The sequence below is a fragment of the Enterococcus sp. AZ128 genome, assembly GCF_051714485.1.
Taxonomy (GTDB): domain Bacteria; phylum Bacillota; class Bacilli; order Lactobacillales; family Enterococcaceae; genus Enterococcus_A.
Genome location: NZ_JBIORZ010000001.1, coordinates 719640 through 743105, shown reverse-complemented (window position 1 = coordinate 743105; position 23466 = coordinate 719640). Strand labels below are relative to the sequence as shown.

Below are 23466 nucleotides of genomic sequence, written 5' to 3'. Positions count from 1 at the left end.
ACCTCCTTACTCATATCTAATCGAAAAGAATATCTGTCCTGAGTAATCTCCGGCTTGTATATCTTTCGGTTTTATCATTTTTACCTCTGAATCTTTTGATACAGGAACTGAATCCGCTGGAATTGTTAAAATAGTCCACTCATCAGAAAGTTCGTTTTCCCACTCCAATTGCACATTCGCTGAAATTGACTCGTCCATTTGATTTGTTAACTTAAGCATACGAGACTGGTTGATCTGACTTTCTTCATGTTTGATAGTTACGTTTAAGCTTTTATCACCATTATTGATTCCTGATATCAGCAAATCACTATCTGAATTTAAGTCTATTTTTTCAGGAATTGTTACAGTATAATTTTCGATCCATTTTGCATAAATCGTTTCATTTTTGCTTGCTGGTTGATCAAAATCAAATTTGTTTTTATAGGCTTTATCAAGATACCAGCCATCAAACTGAAAATTTTCTTTAGTTGGAATAAGCATTTCCCACTTTTCACCGATTATTTGCCCTTGTGTTCTTATTTCTGATCCATCTTCGAAATGTCCACCTTGTGAATTCATTTTCATTTCGAAAAGATCCATTATTCGATAAGTATTTTTTTCACTCTTATCATTATGATAATTTTTCATATCATCAGTGCTATAAAACAATTCTTTATTGTTTTCTTCCTGCCAAACAGATGATCTATATAGCTCGCTCAGACCATCTCTCGTTGTAAATTTAAAATCCTTACTTACTATCAACGTTAAATTCATAACATACAAGTCAGGAAACATCTGCGTAGCTGCCCCTCTATTAAATGAACTTAAATCCAACTTTGTTAACCCGTAACAGAAAAAAAACATATAACTCATATCTGACACTTTACTTGTATCAAAATTACTCAGATCCAGCTCTGTTAACTCCATACAAGAACTAAACATAGACCTCATACCGGTCACTGAACCTGTGTTGAGATTACTCACATCTAGTTCCGTTAAACTTCTACAGCCGTTAAACATAGAACTCATATCGGTCACTGAACCTGTGTTGAGATTACTCACATCTAGTCCCGTTAAACTTCTACAGCCGTTAAACATATAACTCATATCGGTCACTGAACCTGTGTTGAGATTACTCACATCTAGTCCCGTTAAACTGCTACAGCCGGAAAACATATAACTCATATCAGTCACTGAACCTGTGTTGAGATTACTCACATCTAGTTCCGTTAAACTGCTACACCTGTTAAACATGGAACTCATATCGGTCACTGAACCCGTGTTGAGATTACTCAGATCTAGTTCCGTTAAACTGCTACAGCCGGAAAACATGGAACTCATATCGGTCACTGAACCCGTGTTGAGATTACTCAGATCTAGTCCCGTTAAACTGCTACAGCCGGAAAACATGGAACTCATATCGGTCACTGAACTCGTGTTGAGATTACTCACATCTAGTCCCGTTAAACTGCTACAGCCGGAAAACATATAACTCATATCAGTCACTGAACTCGTGTTGAAATTACTCACATCTAGTCCCGTTAAACTGCTACAGCCGGAAAACATATAACTCATATCAGTCACTGAACTCGTGTTGAAATTACTCACATCTAGTCCCGTTAAACTGCTACAGCCGGAAAACATATAACTCATATCAGTCACTGAACTCGTGTTGAGATTACTCACATCTAGTCCCGTTAAACTGCTACAGCCGTTAAACATGGAACTCATATCGGTCACTGAACCCGTGTTGAGATCACTCAGATCTAGTCCCGTTAAACTGCTACAGCCGTAAAACATGGAACTCATATCGGTCACTGAACCCGTGTTGAGATCACTCAGATCTAGTCCCGTTAAACTGCTACAGCCGTTAAACATGGAACTCGTATCGGTCACTGAGTTTGTATTAAAACTACTCAAATCTACTTCTATCAACCTAGAACACAATGAAAACATCTCTTTCATATCGATATCAGAATCTGTATCAAGAATAGTATTTGTAAAAGTGACGCGTTTCAGTGTGTATAAATATTTGAAAAAACCTTTCATTGAAGTAACATCCTGCCATACTGAATGTTTGACCTCAAATGATTCCAAAACTGAGTATAATGCTACCTGCTCTCCTATCAGAAAAACCCCAGTAAAGTTTCCTACCATTGTAGCTTCTGAAATTTTAATTGCCCGAATCATTCTTGTATAACTAGCCCACTTCTCAAAATCACTTGCTTTAATAGTTCCTGTTATGATCAATGTTCCATCTTCATACAATGTCCAGCCACCATCAGGTAATTCACCTGAATCTATAATAATCGTTTCATCATTTTCTTCAGAATCGGCTTCCTCTAAAGAAATCGAATTATCTTCAATTTCGACTGGCTCATCTTGTTTTTCTAAATCAAAAGCTTCTTCTGGCACTGTTTGATCATTCACTTCTAAGATGGGTTCATCAATTAAATCTATAGATGGGTCTGTATCTTCAACAGTAACTGCCTCATCAGCATCAATAGTTGATTCACTCATTGGTTGTTCTACTGCAAAACTCACTGGTATAAAACTGTTGGACAATAAAATTACAATACCACCTAAAATATATTTCTTCAAAATTGCCCCTCCCCTAAAAATAACGTGCTTGATTTTCTTAACACGCGTTGCAACTTGATTAATAATAATTGATAAAACGCTAAACATTTGATTTATTTTTTTAATTTTTTAAAATTTTTCAACACGTTATTAAGAAATGCTCCTAAACACCATGGTATTTGAGGAATCTGTACTCATTTTTAAAGAAATGATTCTTTTTACTTTTTTATTTACAACATAAAAAGTGCATAGAGAAACTCTATACACTAGAAATATTATTGTATTTTTATTTGTATTCCCATAACTGACTGTCCTTGTAGGCCAGTAATAGATCCCTTTTTTCAGGATATTTTTCTATTATTTCATTTACTCTCTTAACCAAAAACTGCTTTTCTTCTTCGATATTTGTTTCCCTATAATCCGGCAATTCTTCTAGCAATTTTAACGGATTATCTTGAAAAAGCTTCAACCAATGCTATCGTGACAAATAGTCATAATTCCTATATTGAATAGAATTATTGGTACTGTTATCTGGTAAATAAGCTTCATCAATAATAATATATCCATTAGGTCTAATTTTCTGCGTCTCATCAAGCGTTCCCAAAATATCTGCCGCGGTTCCAAAAATGACCACATCATACTCTTTTTCTTCCATTATGATCTCATTGATATCAGCCATGATAAACTCACAGTTTTCTGTAACATCTCATTCAATTGCTTTTCTTTTTGCTTCAATAATGAAATTAGACATCAAGTCAACTCCCAAAAATCTTGTAATAAAAAGGATAAAATTGGTAATAATTCAGGCGTTGTAGCAGTTAAGGATTCAGCTAATTTTCTTCTATCTCTTGATTCAAATTTTTCCTCCCTTTAAGCTTAACAGTTAATTAACTTCATATCATCAATGTTTCTTTAAGTGCATTCTACTAAAAGAAGAGGTACCTATCTGGTCAATTACTTTAAAAAAGTTAAATTTTTGTCTAAATTGAACATTAAACATTCTAAAACTCGTAGTTAGTTAATCTCATTTATAAAATTATCAGTTGCAATCGTTGCTAACATCTGATTAACCTTTCCAAAATCTGCTTCATTCCATCTAGTATTAACATAAACAATTGGTTGATCAATTTTTAAAGCAGTTAATACTTTATGAGACATAGGAAAATCACTAATAAAAAGATCAATCCCAGGTTCCAGCTCATCTACTACACAAACGTTATAATAATTTGAAAAATAACTCATGAAATCAAATGTAGCAGTCTTATTAGACACAATGGATATTATAGCCACCTTTATCAAACGCGTATGCTTCGAAAAATCAATGCACCTATCAAACACAGTTAAGTATTCACTACTTAACACCTCTTTAAAAGGAGCTAAATCAATCAGCTCAGGCAAGTCCATCATCTGTTGGATCAGTGGTCTTAAGTGATCAACTTTGTGTTGTTTTCTTGTGTTTCTTTTAATATCTCCATAACTAACAATAACTGAATCCAAATTTATATTTAGACCCTTAAACAGAAAGAAACGATAATTGATGCTCATAATAGTATAAAGAAATTTTTCTTTCTCACTATTCGAAAAAGGGATATATAGATGTTGATTGACTTGCTCGTAGATAAAATAGGCAATCTGTAAAAAGCCATTCTTTTCAAATTCTGTTTCACAGTAAAAAAAGGAAGGGACTTTCTCGATTGATGCATAACTGCCAAATGCAAGTAACACACTGATTAAAAGCTTTGAAGTAAACCTAAGATGTTCATCATTCATATTAGGAACGTAGGATTTTATATTAAGGATGAATTTAGAGATACAGATCTCAGTTTCTTCCGAATAGGAATGATATAGAGAAATATCAAATTTTCTAGAAGTTGGTACCAATTCATTTTTCCTGTCTCTTAGTAAATGAATAGCTACATAAAAGTGTATTAATACACTCTTATCTATTGAACCGGATCGATAGATTTCATTAGGACAATTTTGCAGCAGTTTTGTAATCTCAAAATATTGAATGAACGTGAACGGCCATGACTCCCCACCATAAACTAGCAAAAAAAGAAACGTATAATATAATCTAATGCCTAATTCATCGCCAACCAATGCTACCCCTTTATTTGTGGAAATCTGAACACCGTTTGTCTTTAAGCTATCATTCAGCTCTTTAATTCCCCTTCTTAGTTCACTATAAGAAATGTTCAGCTTATCCGAGATTAACTGTAAATTTGGATAAGAGGAGGTTAATAATAACTTTAGTAATTCAAATTTGGGAGACTCTCTGATATATGCATGCAATAGTAATTGAATACTTGCATCCTCATTTATGTTCAAAACAAATATTTTGTTTGTAGAGATGTGTATAATTTCAACTTCAGAATAGCCAAATCTTCTCACATCATCATTAATAATATCTACCATAGCTAACAGGGTTGGATAGGTTATTTGATTTTTTTCCAACAGTTTCTTTTGTGCGCACATATGATTTTTAGAATCAAAAATTGTTTCAATAACCTCTACTTTTTTCAACGTTTTCTTATCTAACAAATACTTCATTTATAATCCCTCCTTCAGTAAATAGTATACTGCACTTATAAGATTATGGGAAAATATACACGTATGAACGAAATTTTCAGAACCTTTTTTCATTATAAAACCCAAAAGGAATAAAAAAACTGTCCAAAAGATTCGTGAACTTTTACAAACTTCCATATCCCATAATATATTGACTATTTTGTTCATACGACAACCGTGCAATTTTATCTCCCGAATTGCCCTCAATTGTATGCACACGTCCATTTTCAACTTTTTCTACTATCCCAACATGATCACTAACTCCGTTACCATTCCAATCAAAGAAGATAATATCTCCATCCTTTGGTTTCTGAGCCCGACTCTTCCATTGATTCTTTGCTTTAAAATTTTCAATACCAGTAGGACAGTAAGCAAAGCGTTCCATAGATACTCCTGCCTTCTCTGCATTGTAAGATACAAAAATAGCACACCATTCAACCCTAGAATTAAAGCCATACCAAGACCAGTATTTTTGTCCTCCTTGATGAGGGCTTTCCGACAATTCATTCAATGCCATTTTAACAATATCCGAATTCCCAGAATTACTTGTATTTCCTGTTTGAATGTATTGCTTCACCAACTGACTATAAAACATATTTCCGTAATTGAAGCGATAATCATATCCTAGGTTAATCGCTATTGGATTCGGGTATGAAACTTTCTCTCCACCAGCTTTACTTTTAGAGAACTGAATGGCTTTTTCAAGTGTGTATTCTTTTCCAGAACTAGATAAAAAGCCGCCGCCAAAATTATAAGCTTGTACAATATTCAATAGGTCATACTCTGGGTATCCCTTAAACATATCCGCAAAATATTTCACACCAACTTCGATAGATTCATCTGGATCTTGGATGCTGTTGGGTGGTTTTCCTTGGCTTTCAGAACATTGCATGACATCTGGATATTTTTCTGAATTTCCACCGGTTTCTACCATAATTATTCCTAGCAGATACGGAACTGCTTCAACAATACCGTTTTTCTCAGCTTCTTTTGTTACCTTACTTTCCCATCGTAATACCATCTCTGGAAGTCCAACAACCTCAGCTATCCCATTACTGTTTCCAAAGTCATCCATACCAGTTAATAAAACAAAGAACAACAACAAAATAGAAAGGCCTATAGCAATTACTTTCCTAATTGATTTCATTAGGATCATCCTCTTCTATTTCCGCATAATCATTTCTTAATTCCATCAACTCTTGTTCCAATTGTTGTGCTTGTTCTTCCGAAATAATATCTGGATTTTCTTGTGTGGTTTGATCTTTTTCATTTTTTTCTTCCTTTGAAGTTACGTCTTTTCTCATTTGCCAGTCTTCAATTACTACCTCTGAATGCTCTTTTAAGTGTTCTTGGACCTCCTCATTTGAAGTCGTCAAATCATCTGTGTCCACATTGCTTAAATCGTCTTGATCATCTGGATACTCAGTTGAAAAGTGTGAAGTCCTTTCTTCTGTAGTATCACTACGTTCCTCCTTAACAGGGTCTTTTTGAGTGACATCAGCTGCTGACACGGCTTCATCTTCTTCATTGTTTGATATATCTGATTCGTCCTTTCCAGCTTGAGCTAAAATATGATCTTGTATATCATCATTTTTATATGCTCGCTCAAGTTCAATCTCTGAACGCAAATAATCATTTTCAGAAGTGTCAGTTCTATATACTTGTTCATCAAAGCGATTATTTCTAAGTCTTTTTTCCTCCCTACGTTGTTTACGATTGGGTTTATTTCTCCCTGATTGATTTCGAAAATCTTTCAGCTCTGCTTGCCCTTTGGTTAAGGTTCGAACGATTTGTCCTTTATTTTTCCAAATGAACATAACTAACAATACTTTGACAAATAGACCTACTAACATCGTCACAATATTCGTAACCACAAAAAAAGAATCAATCAGATTAAGGATTGAAAATAATAAACCAAAACCAAAGCCTAACGCAACTTTTGAAGCAAACAATGTTCCTAACAACATAAAACCATTCTTTAAAAGATGGTGCATATTTGGAATCAATGCTAGAAATAATAAAGAGGGAAAGACAAAAATCAACGCATAAATTAGTAGTTGGACTAAAACATTCGCTAGCCCGATTAACAATACAGCTAACCCAATCACAAACAACATGATTAGCGTATTTGTGAGCACAATAACCTTCTCAGTCATCCTGTCTGACGTAAGATAAGTATTATCATCCGAATCTTCTTTAACCTTTTTTTCTATATCTTTTGATTTATCCTTATCGTAAGTCTCTTCTGATTTCACGAGATAATCATTATACTGCTCTACACTAATATCCGTTTTGCCAAAATTTAACAAGGCATACGGTTTTAAAACAAATTCGTCAAAGATCAAATTTCTGATTTTAGTCGTCCCATCCAATTGATTGGTATTTCCTAATAAACGATCCGAATTACTGGTATGAATCGTGTCAATGGTCCCACTACTTAAATCAACTAACTGACCTTGAACATTTTGAGAAATCGTGTTGACCTGTTGAATTTTCGTTGCTCCTTCTTGAAAAAAAGCAAGGCTGCCAAAATAGATCAATAAGAAAACACCTAAACGAATGAGCGCTTTGGAGATTCCCTTCTCAAAGAAATCTCGAACAATCATGACAATCACAAAGGTAAATAGAAGAATCCCTAACGTGGTAAACAATTTCAAATAGATCGAACTGGCTGTTGAAAACAAAGAAGGCAACACTCCTTCAAGTAAATTCAAACTAAACAATTTATCAATCACATAATCTAATGCCAACACTAAATACTTGATTAGACCAAAAAAAAGATTGATGAGTGCATTCAACACACTCTGTAAATTTTCGCCAATATTAAACCAGCCACCCTTTTCAAAGAATGACTGATAACTATCCATATGATAAACCTCCTTGAGTAACATCGCTTTCCTCCAATCTAACTGCTAAAAGCCATTTCAGCTGTAGCACTGTCATTTCGCTTAACGGTCTGCAACATTTGATGTAATTCTTCATATGGACAATAGACCAACATTTTCCCGACCCTGCCACGTAAATCAAGATACAAACAATGATATTTCGGGAGATTCTTTAGCCAATCAATATTTTCTTCGGTCACTTCCAATCCTAAGTGTTTTAGAATCTCTTCCCGTTCATCCTTATCATCGTAGGCAATGATACGTCCAAAATTTCCTGTATCATCTGCTTCAGAAGTATCTTTCACGGATTGAGTCACGATGATTAAGGTATTATTAAAACTCCTACCTACACGGCGCATTGCTTTAATAATCGCCCGACCATTTCTAGAACTGTTGAAAATCCAGGCTTCATCAAATAGAACGACTGTGCTTTCTTCTCGATCACGCAAGCCAAATAATTCGCAGTATTTCCCAATACACATCATCAACATGACTGATTTTCGTTGTGTAGAACTATAATCAATGCTCAGCGTTTCTGCTTTAGGCATATCCAGACCGAGTACTTCTAATACCGTTACTTTCTTATCTAAATTCAATCCATCGTTTTCACCATAACTGAAAGCTAGTTCCAGCAACGAACCTTGAACAGATTTTTTGATCAGATTGGCGGTATCTCTGACTTCTTCATGTGTACTTTTAAGCATCTCATCCACAACATGCAGCATTCCTACATGTTTGCCCTGATCTCGATCATGAAGAACTTGCTCAATCCCATCTAACATGGCTAAACGAGATTTCTTTTCTCTGGCATTCGTAAAATCATACAGTTCTTCAAATAAATCTTGTGCCATATCTTTAGCAGCCACTCGATTTTTAATAAAACAGAAAGGATCTAATACACCTTTATTTTCTTCCTTATCTGGATCTAAGCGAACTTGATGAAAATGTTCTTGGACAAAAGTGCAAGTTGCAGGAAACTTTTCCTCGTTTTCCGGATTTTGAATGACTTGAATTATCCAATCAAAGAATTCAGATTTTGGATCAACATATAGTCCTTTCCCCTTCATAAGGATATAGATAAAGAAAATGAATTTAGCTAGATATGATTTTCCATTTCCTGTAGGACCAGTAATCGCAATGTGCGGACTATTGGCTTTCTTATCTGCAATATCGTTTTGATTCCCAATAGAGGGATTGAGAAAGACTGGTTTTCGACTAGATTTAGCGATTTCTTTTGGCGATAAATTTCGCGTATTTCGAATCTCAGAGATCATTCCGATAGGTATTCCAACATTATCACCAATCCGATTATCAACACTGAGCATCATTTCAGTAATCCCCTCAACGGTTGTGTAATGTAACCAGTTTTTTTCTCTTCCTAACTTATTCCCTGGTAGGAACTGATGAAAAAGAAAGATTTGATCAGCTAGTCCTTTAACAACTTCGACATTTCTGGTTTGACATAGTGACAAAACGGTTCGAACATGTTGTCTACACTCATCAGGCGTTTGTCCAAAGACACAAAAAATCCCTAACCATTTAAGAATAGGGACACGCAAATCTATTTTATTGTTTAAATCAGTTAGTGCATAACGATTAAATTGACTGGACTTCATTTCAGAATCTCCCATGGATAAGGATTCCTTTGCGCTATTTTTTAATCTTTTTCCTGCTCTAGAGGATTTTCCTTTTAACCCTCGTCCTCCTTTGAGTGGCTCAAAATGTCCTTTCAATCGAAATTCCACAGGGAAAGGTAAACTTTGCACCATTTCAACCACATGATTTAACGCTAAGTTAGGAGCAAACTTATGAATGGGTAAAAGAGCAATATAGCTCGTCCCTTCAAAACTTCGTACTTCAATCAATCCTTGTTCTTTTCCTGGATCTAAAATACTATCTGTTAAAGAATAGCGATCTTTTTCTGAAAAGTCGTTTGAGAAAGAAGTTTTCATTCCTCGAACATAATGATAGCGGAAGGATTGAATCACTTCTTTTTCAACTAATCTTCTACCACTTACTGCTCCCACTAATTGGAAAGCTTCAGCTTCCAACAATTGATACTGCTTTAGAAATGAATCATCTACCTCAAGTTGATAATGATTGAATGCCAATAATTTTCCAACCACTTGATCCGTCAACTCACCCATTCTACCTTTTATTGAAGAAGCAGAAGAAAGACCGGAAAGCTTCACACCTATATAAAACTTTTCTGTGGTTAATACTGAAAGGTGATTTTCCAAGTTCTCTAAAGTCCTTGTCACAATATCGTCACCGATCTCTTTTGCTTGTGCATCAAAACTATCTGAGAAAGCTTTCAATCGATCTTCTAAATCATAGGAGTTTGGATTTAGGAATAATTCGAAGTCTTCAAATCGTCTTAAACTTTGTAAAAACTGATTCCAATTTCGCTTATGCTTTTCTTGTTTTTCCTTATTTTGCCCAATGACATATTCACCTGGACAAGTAAAATAAGCCCATACTTCATTATCTGTTGTGATTAACAGATTTTTGTGGGCTTTACCAAAGGGTTGCTTTAATTTCATCTTTTTCCACCTTTCATGTAAAAAAAGAGCAGCTCGTATGAGCTACTCTACGTAAACATTATTCCAACAATTCTTAGCTTTAATTAATTATTGTTAAAATACCATCATTTCAACTTTTATCTTCTTTTCAATACTCGATTTATCTATCATTTCTATCGCCTTTTCCAAATCTTTTACTTCCGTATACAACTTCTTATATACTAGCAATATTGCACGGATTGATTCATATGAGCTAATACTATTCATTTGTAAAAAAATTGACGTGTATAACTGTAAAATATTGTCATACCTTGTTAGTACATCAATTACTGTATTTTCCAACTTGTCTTCAGAAAAGAGATAATTTGTTGTAGTTATCTTTTCTTTGAAAGTGTTTCTAAACAGGAGAAATTTTATTCTCTCTTCTTCAAAATTTTCTTTCCCGACTGCTTCATATAGATTGTATAGTTCATGAAATAGAGCATGATTTGTAACTTGAGCGAACTCACTTTTTATTATGCTAAACAGGTTTTCACTTCTTTTTTCATATTCGAGAATATCACAATAATATTCTTCATTGTCAGAAAGATCAATAAAAGCCAATCCGTTCATTACATAAGTTACCGCTCGATACAAATTTACAATTTCAAGTCGTTTACTAAATAGAAATTGATTAGATGCTAGTTTCATACTTTTCTTTGTTTGATAAATCCCTATAGCAGCAAAAACTATAGCTATTACAGATATAGTAATGGAAATATACTCTACCATTTCATCGATCACTTTCCTTTTCAGTTATTGTTCACAACTCCATTATAAATTACTGTAATACATTAAATCCACCAACATCTGATAACAATTGCTACTATCTAATGACTACTTTTTGGTAAACAGATTTTTCTAGTCTAATTTTCTCTAACTGCTCATGATACACAACTTTCTTTGTTAGTCCATAATGAAACAGATAGTTCAAATAATCCTTCACAAAAATGTCCACCCTTTTCCCATCAGGTTCCACCTTATTGAACAGTTGAACCATTCCATATGAAACACCGACTGAAACTAACAAAGTGAATTGGTTAAAACCAATTAAGCCTATCAAAAAGCTAAAAGTACAGCCAAAGCTAATCATAGCAATCGTAAAATCCTGTGCATAAACAACGAAAGGCAAACGAACATTTTTTGCAATTTCTCGAATCATATACGGGGCATTAAATGGCTCTCGATAATCAAATATTTGCTTGTTTCTTTTCATAAGCTAAATACCAAAATACTGCTTCAAGTTAGATAATGAAGTCAGTACCCCTTCTGGGTCTTTAATGATCGCGTAGATAATGCCACCAAAGAACAGAATAGCAAAACCTTGAATCCATTTCGCATCCATAAATTCTTTAATAACTAAATACACGACTACTACACCAAAGATTGGTGCAATCCAATCGTTTAAAATGTAATTACTTGCTCCCTTTGCGTTTGCATCCGCAAATACAGGTGTAGCATACATGAACGAACTGATGATACCAACAAATACCAATCCAACTTTTGATTTAATCTTTTCTTTCATCTTAAAAATCATTTCTACTAAGTGATTTTTCATTTTATTCAATTCCTCCCAAAAAATGTGTTAGTTGCTCAACATAATACGTTCCTTCTCGTTGCTTCAATGAAAGTGTCATTTCTTCTACATGAACCCCTTTCGTTTTTTTATCTATAACTTCAAAAGTCGCAAACACAAGTATTTTTTTGCCTGCCAAATGATTTTCAGTGTTGATAGTTTTGATTTCATATTCCCCTTCCAGCACTTCGGAATCTTTCATTAAATAAGCCATTTCTTCTTTTGTACTACTCACATACTTATCAAGAAACATCTCAATAAAACTGGTCACTTCTTTATCCTGAGTATTTTCAAGAGAAGCATATTTTGTTGGTTCATCTCTTTTTTCAATTTTTTCTTCTGTTGTCAATACCTGTTTATTAGAAAGATACGGATAATGATTGATCTTAAAAGTTCCGTCTTTGTATTCCTTAAACGGAATCGAGAGAAATACTGTGGTTTCATTCGTTTCATAATCAGTGTATTTTTCTTTTTTAGTGATCTCTTTGTCGCCTTCTTTTGTTTTGATTTCACGTTCCTTAGTTACAGGCGAAATACTTTCATACGAAACCTTGTAGGTAGCGATTCTTCGACCGGCAATCGTTTCAACCCGATAAAATGAACTGGATAATAACTTTTGTTCGACTCCATGATTTTTTTCATCTTCAATTTCAAAGTTATAATAGTTTTTTTGAAGTGTTGTTAATCGTTCTTCAAAAGCTGCTTGTTCCGTTGGTATATTGATATAAACCTCAATGAAAAGTTCCAAAAAATGCTTATATATTTCAGAAGGAATATTCATATGGGTTTGATTCATAGCTAATGACTCCTGAATTTCTTTTGATAGCAATTCTTGCTGTTTAGCCATTTCTACGTTCATCTTACTTGCTTTAATGAAACCAATTGGTCCACTCACAACCAGAAAGATGATCAAAAGTAAAAATAGTTTTCTGACTATCTTTATCCGAATCGTTTTCTCTTCCTCTATTTTGGCTGGTCGAGTTAATTTTTTCTCTTTTATAAACTTCATATATTCACTCCTTTTGCTGAATTACTTTCAAAAAAAAAGAACCCCTTTACTATGTAAAGAAGTTCTCGTCTAGTTAAATCCGTTCCATATACTTTTAATCGGGCAGGACTTGAATCAAAAAGATAGGTGGCTTTGTAGAAATCATAGCGAAAACCAATATAGTTTCCAGCTGCTGAATAACGATCATAGCCTTCAATGTATAAACTCGTATATTTTGACAACACCCGTTCAAAGCATACTTCTCTCATTGGCTGAAACTTTAAATCATTACGTGCCAACTTTTTTTTAACATATAAAAATCTCCTAGCCTGTTGTTCTGGGATTTCTCCTTCCAAATAAATAAAACCATATGGTTTCAACTCTTTATGCAATGAATTTTCAATAACCATCAATGACATACCTCAATAATGACACTATCATCTGCTTGATAGAGATTTCCATCCATACTTAAATCTCTTCCAATCCCTTCATAATCAATATGCCAAGCAATAATATCTGGGAGTCCTGACAAATAACCGCACTCTTCAATATAATTTTCTGCATACGCCTTATATGAGTAACAGTCTGTATACACATGAATGTCATCTTTGTGTTCAAATGCTTCAAGTAAATCGTTATAAAAACCATATTCGACTAATTCATCCAAATAATTAATAGCATCGTGACCGCTATATTCTTCCATTTTTTCTGCTAATTCGTTCATAAAATCAAAATCTTCGTATTTTGAAATTTTGAAAGGAGCCATGTAGTCAGTAATAAAATATTCTTGTTCTTCCTCCAAAGCTAATCTTTCTTGAACCTCTTCCAAGTGAATAGGTAATTCAAACCAACGACCAGTCTTCAATACTGGATTTTCAATATACAATTCAATCATTTTTTCACCTCTTTCAAAAATAAAAAAGCTACCTAGGATAGATAGCCCCTAATCAAAAAGAAACTGAGCTAACAATTGCTCTACTTCCTTTTGCTTAATTTCAATTTTTCTTGATAACACCTGGTTTTCGACACCATTTTCATAATTATCTTGAATCAATAAATCCTTGATACTTGTTGTAATTTTGATAATTTCACTTTCATCCTTATCCTTCAACACAGCATTTTCAATCCGATCCATCAATTCATTTTTACCTAGAGCTTTATCAATTAGCCAAATCTTCTTTAATGTTGGCGCAAGATAATTAGACAACCAACGCAAAGATTTTTCATAACTTGGTTTTTCTCCTTTCATAGAAAGCTTAAGCTCTTGCATGCTTTCAATGACATTCCGCCAGTTTTCGCTGTATCCTGTCCGTATACCATCTTCATCACAGTCATATACTTTGAGTGAAGTATCAATCAGTTCCTTCGTCACCCATTCAAGTGTTTCCCCTGTAGAAAGCAAATATTCAACAAAAAGGTAGGCTTTTTCATCCGCTAATCGAACTTCATATCGATTTTTAATCCCATACTTTTGCCTAGCCATTTCTACTGAGATTTCCTTTTGCTTAGCTATTTCATAGTCTTTCTGATAAAAATTAAAATAAAGGTGCGATTGTCTAGAACCAAAATAAAGAGACAACCCTTTATTTATGAGTTGTCCCTTGTTTATTGTGAAGCCGCCAGTATAATCAAAATTTCGAAAAGTCGTATCAATCAAGCCACTTTCACACTTATTTTTCAATTCTTTGAGATCATAATTTGGATAGATTGCGGATATTTTTTCGTCTAGAGCCAAATCAATTCGTGTGATTTTAGTATCAACTACTCGGCCATTTCCAAAAAGATCATTTTCATACAAGCTCCAAAAGAAATCATTCCAGGTTTCATTTCGTTCCTCTAGTATTAACTCAAATTCACGACATCCTTGCCCTCTTAGTTCAATCATCACTCCCATATCCACATCATTGGGATTGGAGAAGACAAATATCTCACTAAAAAAATAGGTTTCTGTGTAGTGATTGAACCCATAATCTTTATAGCCAAATACACCTGATTCCATTTTTAATATTTTGGTGATTGCTGAATTGTAATATTAATCGCAACAAAGAACCCATCAAAAATTTCTAGTAAAATGAGTTTAGGATAACAAACTACTAGGAGTGATTTTGATGGGTTCACACAAAAAGCTTACACGAGATAATCGAAAATGTATAGAGACGATGATTTATGATGCCAAGAGTATTCAAGAAATAGCGGACAGAATTGGTGTTAGCCGAACAACGATTGATCGTGAGTTGAAACGAGTACCCGAAGATTTGATCTATAATGCCGACAATGCGCAATTAGATGCGGAAATGAAGCGCAGTGCCTGTGGTGCGAAGTCCAAATGGACTTCTGAATTCGCTTATCAGATTGAATGTGATCTTGAAGACAGCTGGTCCCCTGAACAAATTGCGAATGATCGTCAAATAGTTTCATTCAAAACCATTTACAATTGGCTCTATGCCGGTATTCTTAATGTGTCTAAACAGTGTCTGAGACATAAAGGCAGAAGACAAGAAAAACAAGAAGAGGCACGAGGCAAAATGACTGTAGGGCATACCATTGATGAACGCCCAGCTTCTGTGTCAACTCGAGAAGAATTTGGACATTGGGAGTTGGACACAGTTGTTTCTAGCAGAGGGGAAAGCAAAGCCTGCGAAGCAACGTTTATTGAACGGAAAACACGCTTTTATTGGGCGATCTCAATGAGGGATCGTACCGCGAAGTCAATGGCACAAGCGATTAAAGCTTTTGTGCAAGACCTAGGGAGTCACAAGGCATTTTTAAGCTTTACGGTCGACCGTGGGAAAGAGTTTTCTTGCTGGAAAGAAATTGAGAAAGATTTAGACGTACCTATGTATTTTTGTGATCCATACTCCCCATGGCAACGCGGATCTAACGAAAATGGGAATGGTTTATTTAGAGAATTCTTCCCTAAGGGAACTGATTTTTCAAAGGTACCCCCTACGGAGAAACAGGAAGCATTACGCAAGATAAATATGCGTCCTAAAAAAACATTGAACTGGAAAAATTGTTGGGAAGTCTTTCAAGAAGAAATGTTGCAATTAATTTGACAATTCAGCGATTACTTGTTCCGGTGAGTCAATTTTAAAACGAATCCTCAGAAAGTCTATCTTAGCTTCCATTGGAAGTATCCCTCCATCCAAATGAAATGTTTTCTTTAGATTGCTTACTAGTTCCAAGCTCATTCTTTTCTTTCCATTTTCCACTTTTGATAAATGGCTCCTAGATATTCCTAAGGAATCCGCAAAATATTGTTGACTCAATTTCAATCTTTGACGTAATCGTTTTATTTCATTTGTATACAAACAATCTCTCCCTACTTGTGCCCAACCTGTCCTAAATGTGTGCCTCATAAAAATCAAAAGGAAGCAGCTAAATGAAACGGTTTTGATGTATATCTTATATTCTTTTGTACAAAAGTTACCCCCATGTTATTAATCGGGGGTAACGACTACGAAAGGCATGCCTTTCGTAGTCTCACTCAGTCGTGTTGAGGAAACCTCAATAGCTCCTTTTCGTCCACCACTGGGCGCATAGGCGCCCAGCTTTCACAAGGAGACCTTGTTCATACCCGAAGTGGCTATGAATTGTTGTTGTCTATACCAAATTCTTCATACGCTTCTTCTATCTCATTTAATGTTGGATACACTTCTTTTGTATCCAGTACTTTCATCGAAGGGATTTTCTTTAACTCAGCAATGAAGTCATATTTTTTCGGCACAAAAGGAGCATAGAACTCACGAGGTACAGATGAACCGTCATCCACATATCCTCTTCCTTTTATAGATTTATTGACAAAAGCTTTATTTTTTTGATCATTTCCAAAAGTCATATAATAACCCTGCTCTTGTAGCTTTCCAAGGCTGACACGAAACAAAATATTATCTCGAATTCCACCACCAAAATACTCTGCATCTGGTCGCTGTGTTGCAAGAATTAGAAAGACTCCTGCTTGACGTGCTTTTAGTACGAGTTCCTTAACATATCCTAATATTTCATCTTGTTCTTTATAGTTCAGTGTACTGTAAAAAGCTGCCCACTCATCAACAATGACAAAATATGGCGGTATATCATAATACGCAAAATTCTTTCCTGTTTTATAGGTGGGTAAAGCTTTCATATACACGTATCTTTGATTCATTTCTGCTACTGCATTTTTTAAGCACTTAGTAATCCATTTGGTTCCATAAAACACATGTCTTCTGAAAAGTCCTAAATCTTGTAGATCCTTCAAATCGGCTTCTTTTGGGTCGCAAATATCAACCGTCCCTACTTTCACCAGAGCTTGGATCAGCGTAAGAAGAAAGTAGGTCTTTCCGCCTCCTGTTCCACCGGTTACCAACATATGAGGCACCTCTGCATAATCCCAAGAAACTCCTTCCATCAACTTGACCTTCCCATCTGTTGCAATACAATCTTCGATCGAAATTCGCTTACTAATCACATCAATCATCAATGAATACGTAGTAAAACCCATTTCTTTTTTCTCACTAATAAAGTCAGAGATATACATTTCTTCAAACGTTTTCGCTATTTTCTGAAAGCGATCATGCCACTTCATCCCATCAGTTGGGAGTGTAAGATACAGGATTTCCTTTGTACTTCGATAATAGACCTTTGGGAAAATGATTTTCTCTCTTGTTTGGTCTTTCGATTTTCGCTTCTTTTTTTCATAGAGTCCGTTGCTTTCTAAAAGCCTTGCTAGCATTTGACGTTGATACACTCGATAAAAGAAACCGCCTCTCAAAAAGGAGTGTCTACGAATCATCATTAACAAAAGAAGTGGAATCATGAGCAACAAAAAAAGCCCTCCGCTTGGTAAACAGAGAGCTAGAAAATTGAAATGATTGGCTTGCCTCATTTCAAACAACGGAGGATACAAAAACAAGTAACTATATCCTCCGGCAGCTATAACAAAAGGCAACCATAACAAAAGAAGATATGCACGATAAATGTTCAAATGAAAAGGTCGAATCCGAATACCACGATAGCCGAAAAAATTCTTCATATTCATTTCCTCTCATTCATTAATTGTGCTGAGGCTGCTTTTCCTTTACATGTTTGTTTGGGATAGAAATTTTTCTTTTTTTCACTCCTTCAGCACGAATCTTAAAAGCCTGCTCTGACTGAATAGAATCATTGTAACCAGTATAGGAAGATAGCCATGCCAGAGCAGTCACCTCACCAGTCAGTTCAATCTCATCATCATATTGAATCTCTTTTAGTGACGTTTCTGCTGGTAGGGTAATATCAATCTGATCTCCTTTGGCTTCAGAATAGACTGTGATTCGTTGTTCTCGCACCATCTCCGTACGTCCACCTTCACTGTCACTTTCATAAATCGTTTGGGTACTTAAATAATTTAATTTCCCAAAAGTTTGTTGCAGATCAAAATCTTTGACTAAATTATCTTCAAATTTTAAACTCATCTTTTTTCCTCCTATCCTACTACAACTAGCTGTTTTGCTAAAACTTGCAATTCTAGTGAACGACTAGCTGTCCCGATATTATTTCTCTTTGCGCTTGGGATCAATGTGACTTCTTTCAATTCAACTGTTTTTCTACCTTCAAAGCGGATCGAATTTCTCAGATTGGGAACAATGATTTCAAAGTCTGGATGCAGTGAAGAAGAAGCGATAAATACACGACAAGGAACACGTTTCCCATCAACATAAATCTCACGTTCTTCTTTAACAGTTGCTTTAATAATCGTTCCTAGCTGCTTTTCCTTCAAGGTAATACTTGTTACTCGATTTGCCATTTCTTTTCCTACTTTCTCTTATTAAATGTTGTGATTACTTTTCTACATACTTCTTTTCCTTTAATTTTCGGTATACAACATAGCCTACCGAAGCAATGACGCATAACCCTCCAAGTAAAATTACAGCCTTCTGATTCTTCTCACCAGTTTGAGGCAAACTCATTTTCTCTTTTGGATTCTGTGCATTTGTCATCTCTTTTTTCACAACCTCACCATCTTCCGTAATTTCAAACGCAATTAATTCTGTATCTAGTTGATAACCATCAGGTGCCAAAAATTCTTGGAAATAATACTCACCTGCTGGAAGTTTACTTGCTTGAATAATCCCACTTTCATTCGTTTTTCCTTCATAAACGACTTTATGATTCTCATCTAAAATACGAATACCTGCATTTGATAAAAGCTCACCCGTCGTAGCATCCTTTTTCGTCAGTTCAGCCGTTCCCTTAATCAAATGATTTTCCACCTCGAACAAAACGATCAACTCATCTTCAATGTCAATATTTTCATCATCTTCAGAGATGGACGAACCAACTAATTCTCCACTTTCAGAAAAAATTTGAATCCCTTCCTTAGTAGAGAGAATAGTAAATGTTTCTGTAGACAATACATATTTTTCAGAGGATGGTTGTGTTTCCTTCAAGTAAAATGTTCCTACAGGAATATTTTCAAAGAGCGCAATGGAACCTTCACTAGTCTTCACGGTTTGAATCACTTGGTTCTCAGCTGTCTCTAAAGTAAAAATAGCTCCTGCTCCATTACCTGTCCACTGAAACTCATAGCCTTCATTTGGAATCAAAGTCGCTTCTTCATTGACTTTCTTTAACCCAAACTGATTGAAATGCAACTGATTCAAGATAGCAGCTTCTTCATCTGAATCTGAAGAATAGATATGAATTGTTTTCTCTGTTTCATGATCAGTAGCAAGGAACTCAAACTCGTATTTCTTATTATCTAAGATATGACGCTCCCCTGAAACAAGTTCTTGAACATAGTATTGACCCTCTGGTAAATGCATATCGTTAAATTGTTGTTTTCCTTCAAAAACTGAATCCAATGCTAATAGTACATCAGCGGGAATAATCGTCTCATCTTCTAATAGAAACTCTTGATTGGTAAATAGTCCGAACGTTTTCTCTTCAGCAGGTACTTCTTCGATAATTGGTTGATTTCCTTCCCAATCAGAAATGGACTCCTCATTTTTATGAATGAGCAAATTTAGCCGTTGAAACTCATTTTTCACTTCGACCGATTCGGATACTAGTTCAATTTCTTGCCCACCATAAGTAAATTCAAATGGAATTGGCGTACCATCAAATAGAAAGCCTGCTGGCGCCTCTTTCTCAATGGCCTCATATTTACCTAAATAGAGTTTTGGCATGTCACTGAAAGACCCATGATCATCTGTTTTAACAGTTGCGACTACTTCGCCTTGTTTTGCATGAATATGGCTGCCAACTTTAATGTCTTCAGCAGCTTGAATATCAAAAACGACATCGGCTAGAGGATTGAAGTCAAAATGGATCTGATATAACTCACCAAAATCTGACTCTTCAACGGTTACAGTACTTGCTTTCAGACCCGTTTTTTTCATTTTTAGTAACCCTTGTTGTGCCTTATTGTTAAAGATGACTTCAATCGTTTTATTAGGCTCAACAACGACCTCCTTGCTTTCTCCCTTATTTACAAAACCATCACTGGCAATGATCTCAGTGATTTTCACTCTTGTTCCAGCTTGGATGTCTTCTAAAAGAGCTTGTCCGTTTTTATCGGTGACTACTTCTTTTTCTAAGCCGTTATATTCCAATTTCATTTTGGTATTAGGGATTGGTAATCCTGTATCTTCGTCAACCTTTTGAATTTTCACATGACCATTCAGATTGACTTTAATGTTCAAATTCATTTCCCCTGCATTTGATAATTTAAATGTAGCAACTGTTTGTTCACCTGGTTTCTTATAGACAAAACTTTGCCCAACTTGATCTTTTGGCACAATGCCATATTGGAGTGTTCCTGATTCCTTAGAGTCTTTCGTAGCAGTTAACTTCAAGGTGTTTCCATTTTTTTCCACTTCAAGGTTTGCCGTATTCGATAATAAATGTCCATAATTTGGCAATACATTCTGAGAGTCCGTCAAAGTAACCGATTCTCCAACCTTTAGCTCAATTGTTTGGTTATGGAAGCTCGGCTTTGTATGATGTCTACTTACCTGATCTAGTATCTCTTTTTTACGGTTCGCATAGTTTGGTAGTTGCGTGTATAGAAGTTCATCTCCGTATTCTTCCCAAATAATACTTTGAGTAATTCCGTAATTTTCTACTGAAGGGTTCACCTGATAACCATAGTAGGCAATCAAAGATAATCGCTCTCTTTCAGCGGAAGTCATCTCAGAGGGTGTAAAATCAGAGCCTCCATTTAGCATCACACCATGTTCAATACAAAAAGCAGGTTCGTTATTCGCCTTGATCATATAGACTCCATCATCTGTCCAATGAAGCCCACCCATAGATTTGATATGCCAGGTAGAGACATAGTTAGCCACTTTTGTGTAATTGATTGTAGCAGCCAAAGCCATAATTGGGGCAATAAAAAAAGCAATCATCACTGTTAATACACTCAACAGCGTGATTGCTCGACGTTTCTTCTCATTCATTTGTTTTCCTCCTACTTTAGTTTGAATTCATTTTGCTAATATTAGTCCATCTTTTTTTAATAATTGCAACTCACCTCCATTCAAAATAAAAAGACCTCTAGCATCTTCACGCTAAAGGTCATATTAAAATCAAATGTTTGATTTTGAAAAATAGTATATAAAAATTTAGCTCAAAAAAACTTTTTTCACTTCGTTTACTACTCTAAAAGAAATTATTTCGAAAAAAGTGCCCAAAGATCAGATGATTTTGAATGTAAAAACATTTTCATCTATAGATAATAATTTGAAACATAATCCTCGATTCAACAATAACTCAGATTCTTTTCTTCCGAATGTACTACCTATATATACACAGGCTGTATTTGGGGGAACTATGATCTTTGCAACAGAATCATACGATAAAACATCGCTATGCAATACCTCAGATAAACTATCTTTCTGTACACTAGTTGATACGAAACCCTTATCAATATAAGTATCACCAATTCGTAAATTAGGAATTTTTTCTTTTGAAAACTTTCGATAAGTTTTGAGTTGAAAATTATTCCTTAACTCTAAGAACAATTCATCTATCAAATCAATATTCCGGAGAAAACTATTATACATTGATTCTGTTGTTGTCCCCTCACCATATATTTCTTGATATATTTTATCAAAGTGTTTTTTCTCTGTAATATCCTCTCTAAGAATCAAATTTATATCTCGAAATTGAGTAAAGCAATAATCTTTCAACGCAAGTAGTTTAAAATGATTGTCTGTAGTTGGTAAACTATTAACCAAAAAATAACCTCCAATACCTTTTTTATTCACTCTCAGAATAGAAATACTGACCAACTCTCTCTAGATGATGGCAATTAGGACAAGTATACAAATAGTCGTTAATTATTTCATTAGCCACAGTATCTACTAGTGTGTATTCTGAAGAGCAATTATCACAGATAAAGCTCAATTCTTGAAGTAGCTCCTTCACCAAATTATTAATTGTTTGATCTCCACTTCCTGTAGACTGAACAAACTTCATATTACGTAAATAATTATTGAAAATGACAATCGTTTCATCTGATTTCAAAATTGATTCAAAAATAGATATTATTACTTCGACAGCAAATTTCATAACCAATGGAATCGCATCATAATACTTTTCCCAGTACTCATACCAATTTTCCTCATCACTAAAAACAAAATTTAAATTACCTTTTTCAGTAGCGTAGTTTTTGTTAGTCGTTACTAGATGTATTGACTGGTCCCAAACACCAGCTAGACCATAACTACACTTACGGTCATAGATTATATTATAAATAAGCTCAGCATCAAAAATATTTTCTGACTTTTCGCAAGCCTCTTTTAGTATCTTTTTCTTAAATGCTTCATTTAAGGCAGAAGTATCATATTGTTTGGGATCATCTTTAAGTAGGCGGCTTATGATATCTTTTTCGTCTGACAGTAACCAACAAATATAAAAGAGAGTATCTTTTAGGGACTTTCTGCATAAAGTATACGCAACAGTTACTTTTCCTCTTTCTATGCAATCAAATGATTCATGCATATACAGTATAAAATCTTTTAACAGACTGAAAAATATATGTGGTTTTAAAGCAGAATAAGCCTTTTCTTCAAACCCATTTTCCAATAACCAATCAATAAGATCATCATTCTCTTCAGGATGTGCTTCCTCTTTTTCCCATGAAAAAGTTGTTGTAGATAAATTAAGCTCATCTGCCTTTTTCAAAATATCTACTATTAGATCATTGTAATAAAGTAATAATTGCTGCCTAGATACAAATTTCTTAGGCAACATTTCAGAAATAGCTGATTCTGCCACTAAATCTCCTCCTTATTTAAAATTAAATGAATTATCTTCGCATCATCAAAATTTATTCGGTCTAATATAAAAGACCTAAGTAATTTT

22 protein-coding genes are annotated in these 23466 nt (G+C 34.7%); 1 reads left to right on the top strand and 21 read right to left on the bottom strand.

What is annotated here, in order from left to right:
• Nucleotides 1-6: 6 nt before the first annotated feature.
• The 14 genes from IGI38_RS03525 to IGI38_RS03460 all read right to left on the bottom strand — a co-directional run bounded on the left by IGI38_RS03525 (nt 7) and on the right by IGI38_RS03460 (nt 15145).
• Nucleotides 7-2499, bottom strand: a complete 2493-nt coding sequence (locus IGI38_RS03525; protein ID WP_438726756.1) for a BspA family leucine-rich repeat surface protein — start codon at nt 2497-2499, stop codon at nt 7-9.
• Nucleotides 2500-2845: 346 nt separating this feature from the next.
• Entirely contained in the window at nt 2846-2998 is a 153-nt protein-coding gene (locus IGI38_RS03520; RefSeq protein WP_438726754.1) for a hypothetical protein, read from the bottom strand.
• A gap of 36 nt (nt 2999-3034) precedes the next feature.
• On the bottom strand, nt 3035-3238 hold the full coding sequence (locus tag IGI38_RS03515; RefSeq protein WP_438726751.1) for a hypothetical protein: 204 nt from the start codon (nt 3236-3238) through the stop codon (nt 3035-3037).
• A 335-nt stretch (nt 3239-3573) separates the two neighbouring features.
• On the bottom strand, nt 3574-5109 hold the full coding sequence (locus IGI38_RS03510) for a helix-turn-helix domain-containing protein (protein ID WP_438726749.1): 1536 nt from the start codon (nt 5107-5109) through the stop codon (nt 3574-3576).
• Nucleotides 5110-5251: 142 nt separating this feature from the next.
• Complete coding sequence (locus IGI38_RS03505) at nt 5252-6202, bottom strand: lysozyme family protein (RefSeq protein ID WP_438730281.1); 951 nt, start codon at nt 6200-6202, stop codon at nt 5252-5254.
• A 58-nt stretch (nt 6203-6260) separates the two neighbouring features.
• Entirely contained in the window at nt 6261-8018 is a 1758-nt protein-coding gene (locus tag IGI38_RS03500; protein ID WP_438726746.1) for a CD3337/EF1877 family mobilome membrane protein, read from the bottom strand.
• 14 nt (nt 8019-8032) lie between these two features.
• Nucleotides 8033-10555 (bottom strand): ATP-binding protein, encoded by a 2523-nt coding sequence (locus IGI38_RS03495; protein ID WP_438726743.1) that lies wholly within the window; start codon nt 10553-10555, stop codon nt 8033-8035.
• 93 nt (nt 10556-10648) lie between these two features.
• Nucleotides 10649-11317 carry a hypothetical protein gene (locus IGI38_RS03490; RefSeq protein WP_438726740.1) on the bottom strand — a complete coding sequence of 223 codons (669 nt, stop codon included), beginning with the start codon at nt 11315-11317 and terminating at the stop codon, nt 10649-10651.
• An 82-nt stretch (nt 11318-11399) separates the two neighbouring features.
• Nucleotides 11400-11789: a TcpE family conjugal transfer membrane protein gene (locus tag IGI38_RS03485; protein ID WP_438726737.1), complete on the bottom strand. Its 390-nt coding sequence runs from the start codon at nt 11787-11789 to the stop codon at nt 11400-11402.
• 3 nt (nt 11790-11792) lie between these two features.
• On the bottom strand, nt 11793-12131 hold the full coding sequence (locus tag IGI38_RS03480; protein ID WP_438726734.1) for a TcpD family membrane protein: 339 nt from the start codon (nt 12129-12131) through the stop codon (nt 11793-11795).
• Between the two features lies 1 nt (nt 12132).
• Entirely contained in the window at nt 12133-13158 is a 1026-nt protein-coding gene (locus tag IGI38_RS03475) for a conjugal transfer protein (RefSeq protein ID WP_438726731.1), read from the bottom strand.
• The gene (locus IGI38_RS03470; protein WP_438730278.1) at nt 13155-13547 is read right to left on the bottom strand and encodes a hypothetical protein; all 393 of its coding nucleotides are present in this window, start codon (nt 13545-13547) and stop codon (nt 13155-13157) included. Before IGI38_RS03470 ends, IGI38_RS03475 begins: the two co-directional genes overlap by 4 nt.
• Complete coding sequence (locus tag IGI38_RS03465) at nt 13547-14032, bottom strand: antirestriction protein ArdA (RefSeq protein ID WP_438726728.1); 486 nt, start codon at nt 14030-14032, stop codon at nt 13547-13549. The genes IGI38_RS03470 and IGI38_RS03465 overlap by 1 nt, the downstream gene beginning before the upstream one ends.
• Before the next feature lie 48 nt (nt 14033-14080).
• On the bottom strand, nt 14081-15145 hold the full coding sequence (locus IGI38_RS03460) for a replication initiation factor domain-containing protein (RefSeq protein ID WP_438730276.1): 1065 nt from the start codon (nt 15143-15145) through the stop codon (nt 14081-14083).
• 100 nt (nt 15146-15245) lie between these two features.
• Here IGI38_RS03460 and IGI38_RS03455 point away from each other — a divergent pair, with 100 nt between their 5' ends.
• On the top strand, nt 15246-16193 hold the full coding sequence (locus tag IGI38_RS03455; protein ID WP_438725454.1) for an IS30 family transposase: 948 nt from the start codon (nt 15246-15248) through the stop codon (nt 16191-16193).
• Here IGI38_RS03455 and IGI38_RS03450 read toward each other — a convergent pair.
• The 7 genes from IGI38_RS03450 to IGI38_RS03420 form a co-directional block, all read right to left on the bottom strand.
• A complete protein-coding gene (locus IGI38_RS03450; RefSeq protein WP_438726725.1) occupies nt 16185-16448 on the bottom strand; it encodes a helix-turn-helix transcriptional regulator in 264 nt (87 codons plus the stop codon). The two genes, IGI38_RS03455 and IGI38_RS03450, sit on opposite strands and share 9 nt — an antisense overlap.
• A gap of 275 nt (nt 16449-16723) precedes the next feature.
• Complete coding sequence (locus IGI38_RS03445; RefSeq protein ID WP_438726722.1) at nt 16724-18151, bottom strand: FtsK/SpoIIIE domain-containing protein; 1428 nt, start codon at nt 18149-18151, stop codon at nt 16724-16726.
• Nucleotides 18152-18170: 19 nt separating this feature from the next.
• A complete protein-coding gene (locus IGI38_RS03440; RefSeq protein ID WP_438726719.1) occupies nt 18171-18572 on the bottom strand; it encodes a DUF961 family protein in 402 nt (133 codons plus the stop codon).
• Between the two features lie 11 nt (nt 18573-18583).
• Nucleotides 18584-18904: a hypothetical protein gene (locus tag IGI38_RS03435; protein ID WP_438726716.1), complete on the bottom strand. Its 321-nt coding sequence runs from the start codon at nt 18902-18904 to the stop codon at nt 18584-18586.
• 34 nt (nt 18905-18938) lie between these two features.
• Nucleotides 18939-21557, bottom strand: coding sequence for a SpaA isopeptide-forming pilin-related protein (locus IGI38_RS03430; RefSeq protein WP_438726712.1), 2619 nt, complete (start codon nt 21555-21557; stop codon nt 18939-18941).
• Between the two features lie 237 nt (nt 21558-21794).
• Nucleotides 21795-22337 carry an ADP-ribosyltransferase gene (locus IGI38_RS03425; RefSeq protein WP_438726709.1) on the bottom strand — a complete coding sequence of 181 codons (543 nt, stop codon included), beginning with the start codon at nt 22335-22337 and terminating at the stop codon, nt 21795-21797.
• Between the two features lie 22 nt (nt 22338-22359).
• Nucleotides 22360-23379, bottom strand: coding sequence for a hypothetical protein (locus IGI38_RS03420; protein WP_438726706.1), 1020 nt, complete (start codon nt 23377-23379; stop codon nt 22360-22362).
• Between the last annotated feature and the right edge of the window lie 87 nt (nt 23380-23466).

Excerpts from the sequence above, each read along its gene's own strand:
- IGI38_RS03525 (WP_438726756.1), bottom strand. The coding sequence starts at position 2,499 with ATGAGTGAATCAACTATTGATGCTGATGAGGCAGTTACTGTTGAAGAT.
- IGI38_RS03515 (WP_438726751.1), bottom strand. The coding sequence starts at position 3,238 with ATGGCTGATATCAATGAGATCATAATGGAAGAAAAAGAGTATGATGTG.
- IGI38_RS03510 (WP_438726749.1), bottom strand. The coding sequence starts at position 5,109 with ATGAAGTATTTGTTAGATAAGAAAACGTTGAAAAAAGTAGAGGTTATT.
- IGI38_RS03505 (WP_438730281.1), bottom strand. The coding sequence starts at position 6,202 with ATGGATGACTTTGGAAACAGTAATGGGATAGCTGAGGTTGTTGGACTT.
- IGI38_RS03500 (WP_438726746.1), bottom strand. The coding sequence starts at position 8,018 with ATGTTACTCAAGGAGGTTTATCATATGGATAGTTATCAGTCATTCTTT.
- IGI38_RS03495 (WP_438726743.1), bottom strand. The coding sequence starts at position 10,555 with ATGAAATTAAAGCAACCCTTTGGTAAAGCCCACAAAAATCTGTTAATC.
- IGI38_RS03485 (WP_438726737.1), bottom strand. The coding sequence starts at position 11,789 with ATGAAAAGAAACAAGCAAATATTTGATTATCGAGAGCCATTTAATGCC.
- IGI38_RS03480 (WP_438726734.1), bottom strand. The coding sequence starts at position 12,131 with ATGAAAAATCACTTAGTAGAAATGATTTTTAAGATGAAAGAAAAGATT.
- IGI38_RS03475 (WP_438726731.1), bottom strand. The coding sequence starts at position 13,158 with ATGAAGTTTATAAAAGAGAAAAAATTAACTCGACCAGCCAAAATAGAG.
- IGI38_RS03470 (WP_438730278.1), bottom strand. The coding sequence starts at position 13,547 with ATGGTTATTGAAAATTCATTGCATAAAGAGTTGAAACCATATGGTTTT.
- IGI38_RS03465 (WP_438726728.1), bottom strand. The coding sequence starts at position 14,032 with ATGATTGAATTGTATATTGAAAATCCAGTATTGAAGACTGGTCGTTGG.
- IGI38_RS03455 (WP_438725454.1), top strand. The coding sequence starts at position 15,246 with ATGGGTTCACACAAAAAGCTTACACGAGATAATCGAAAATGTATAGAG.
- IGI38_RS03445 (WP_438726722.1), bottom strand. The coding sequence starts at position 18,151 with ATGAAGAATTTTTTCGGCTATCGTGGTATTCGGATTCGACCTTTTCAT.
- IGI38_RS03440 (WP_438726719.1), bottom strand. The coding sequence starts at position 18,572 with ATGAGTTTAAAATTTGAAGATAATTTAGTCAAAGATTTTGATCTGCAA.
- IGI38_RS03435 (WP_438726716.1), bottom strand. The coding sequence starts at position 18,904 with ATGGCAAATCGAGTAACAAGTATTACCTTGAAGGAAAAGCAGCTAGGA.
- IGI38_RS03430 (WP_438726712.1), bottom strand. The coding sequence starts at position 21,557 with ATGAATGAGAAGAAACGTCGAGCAATCACGCTGTTGAGTGTATTAACA.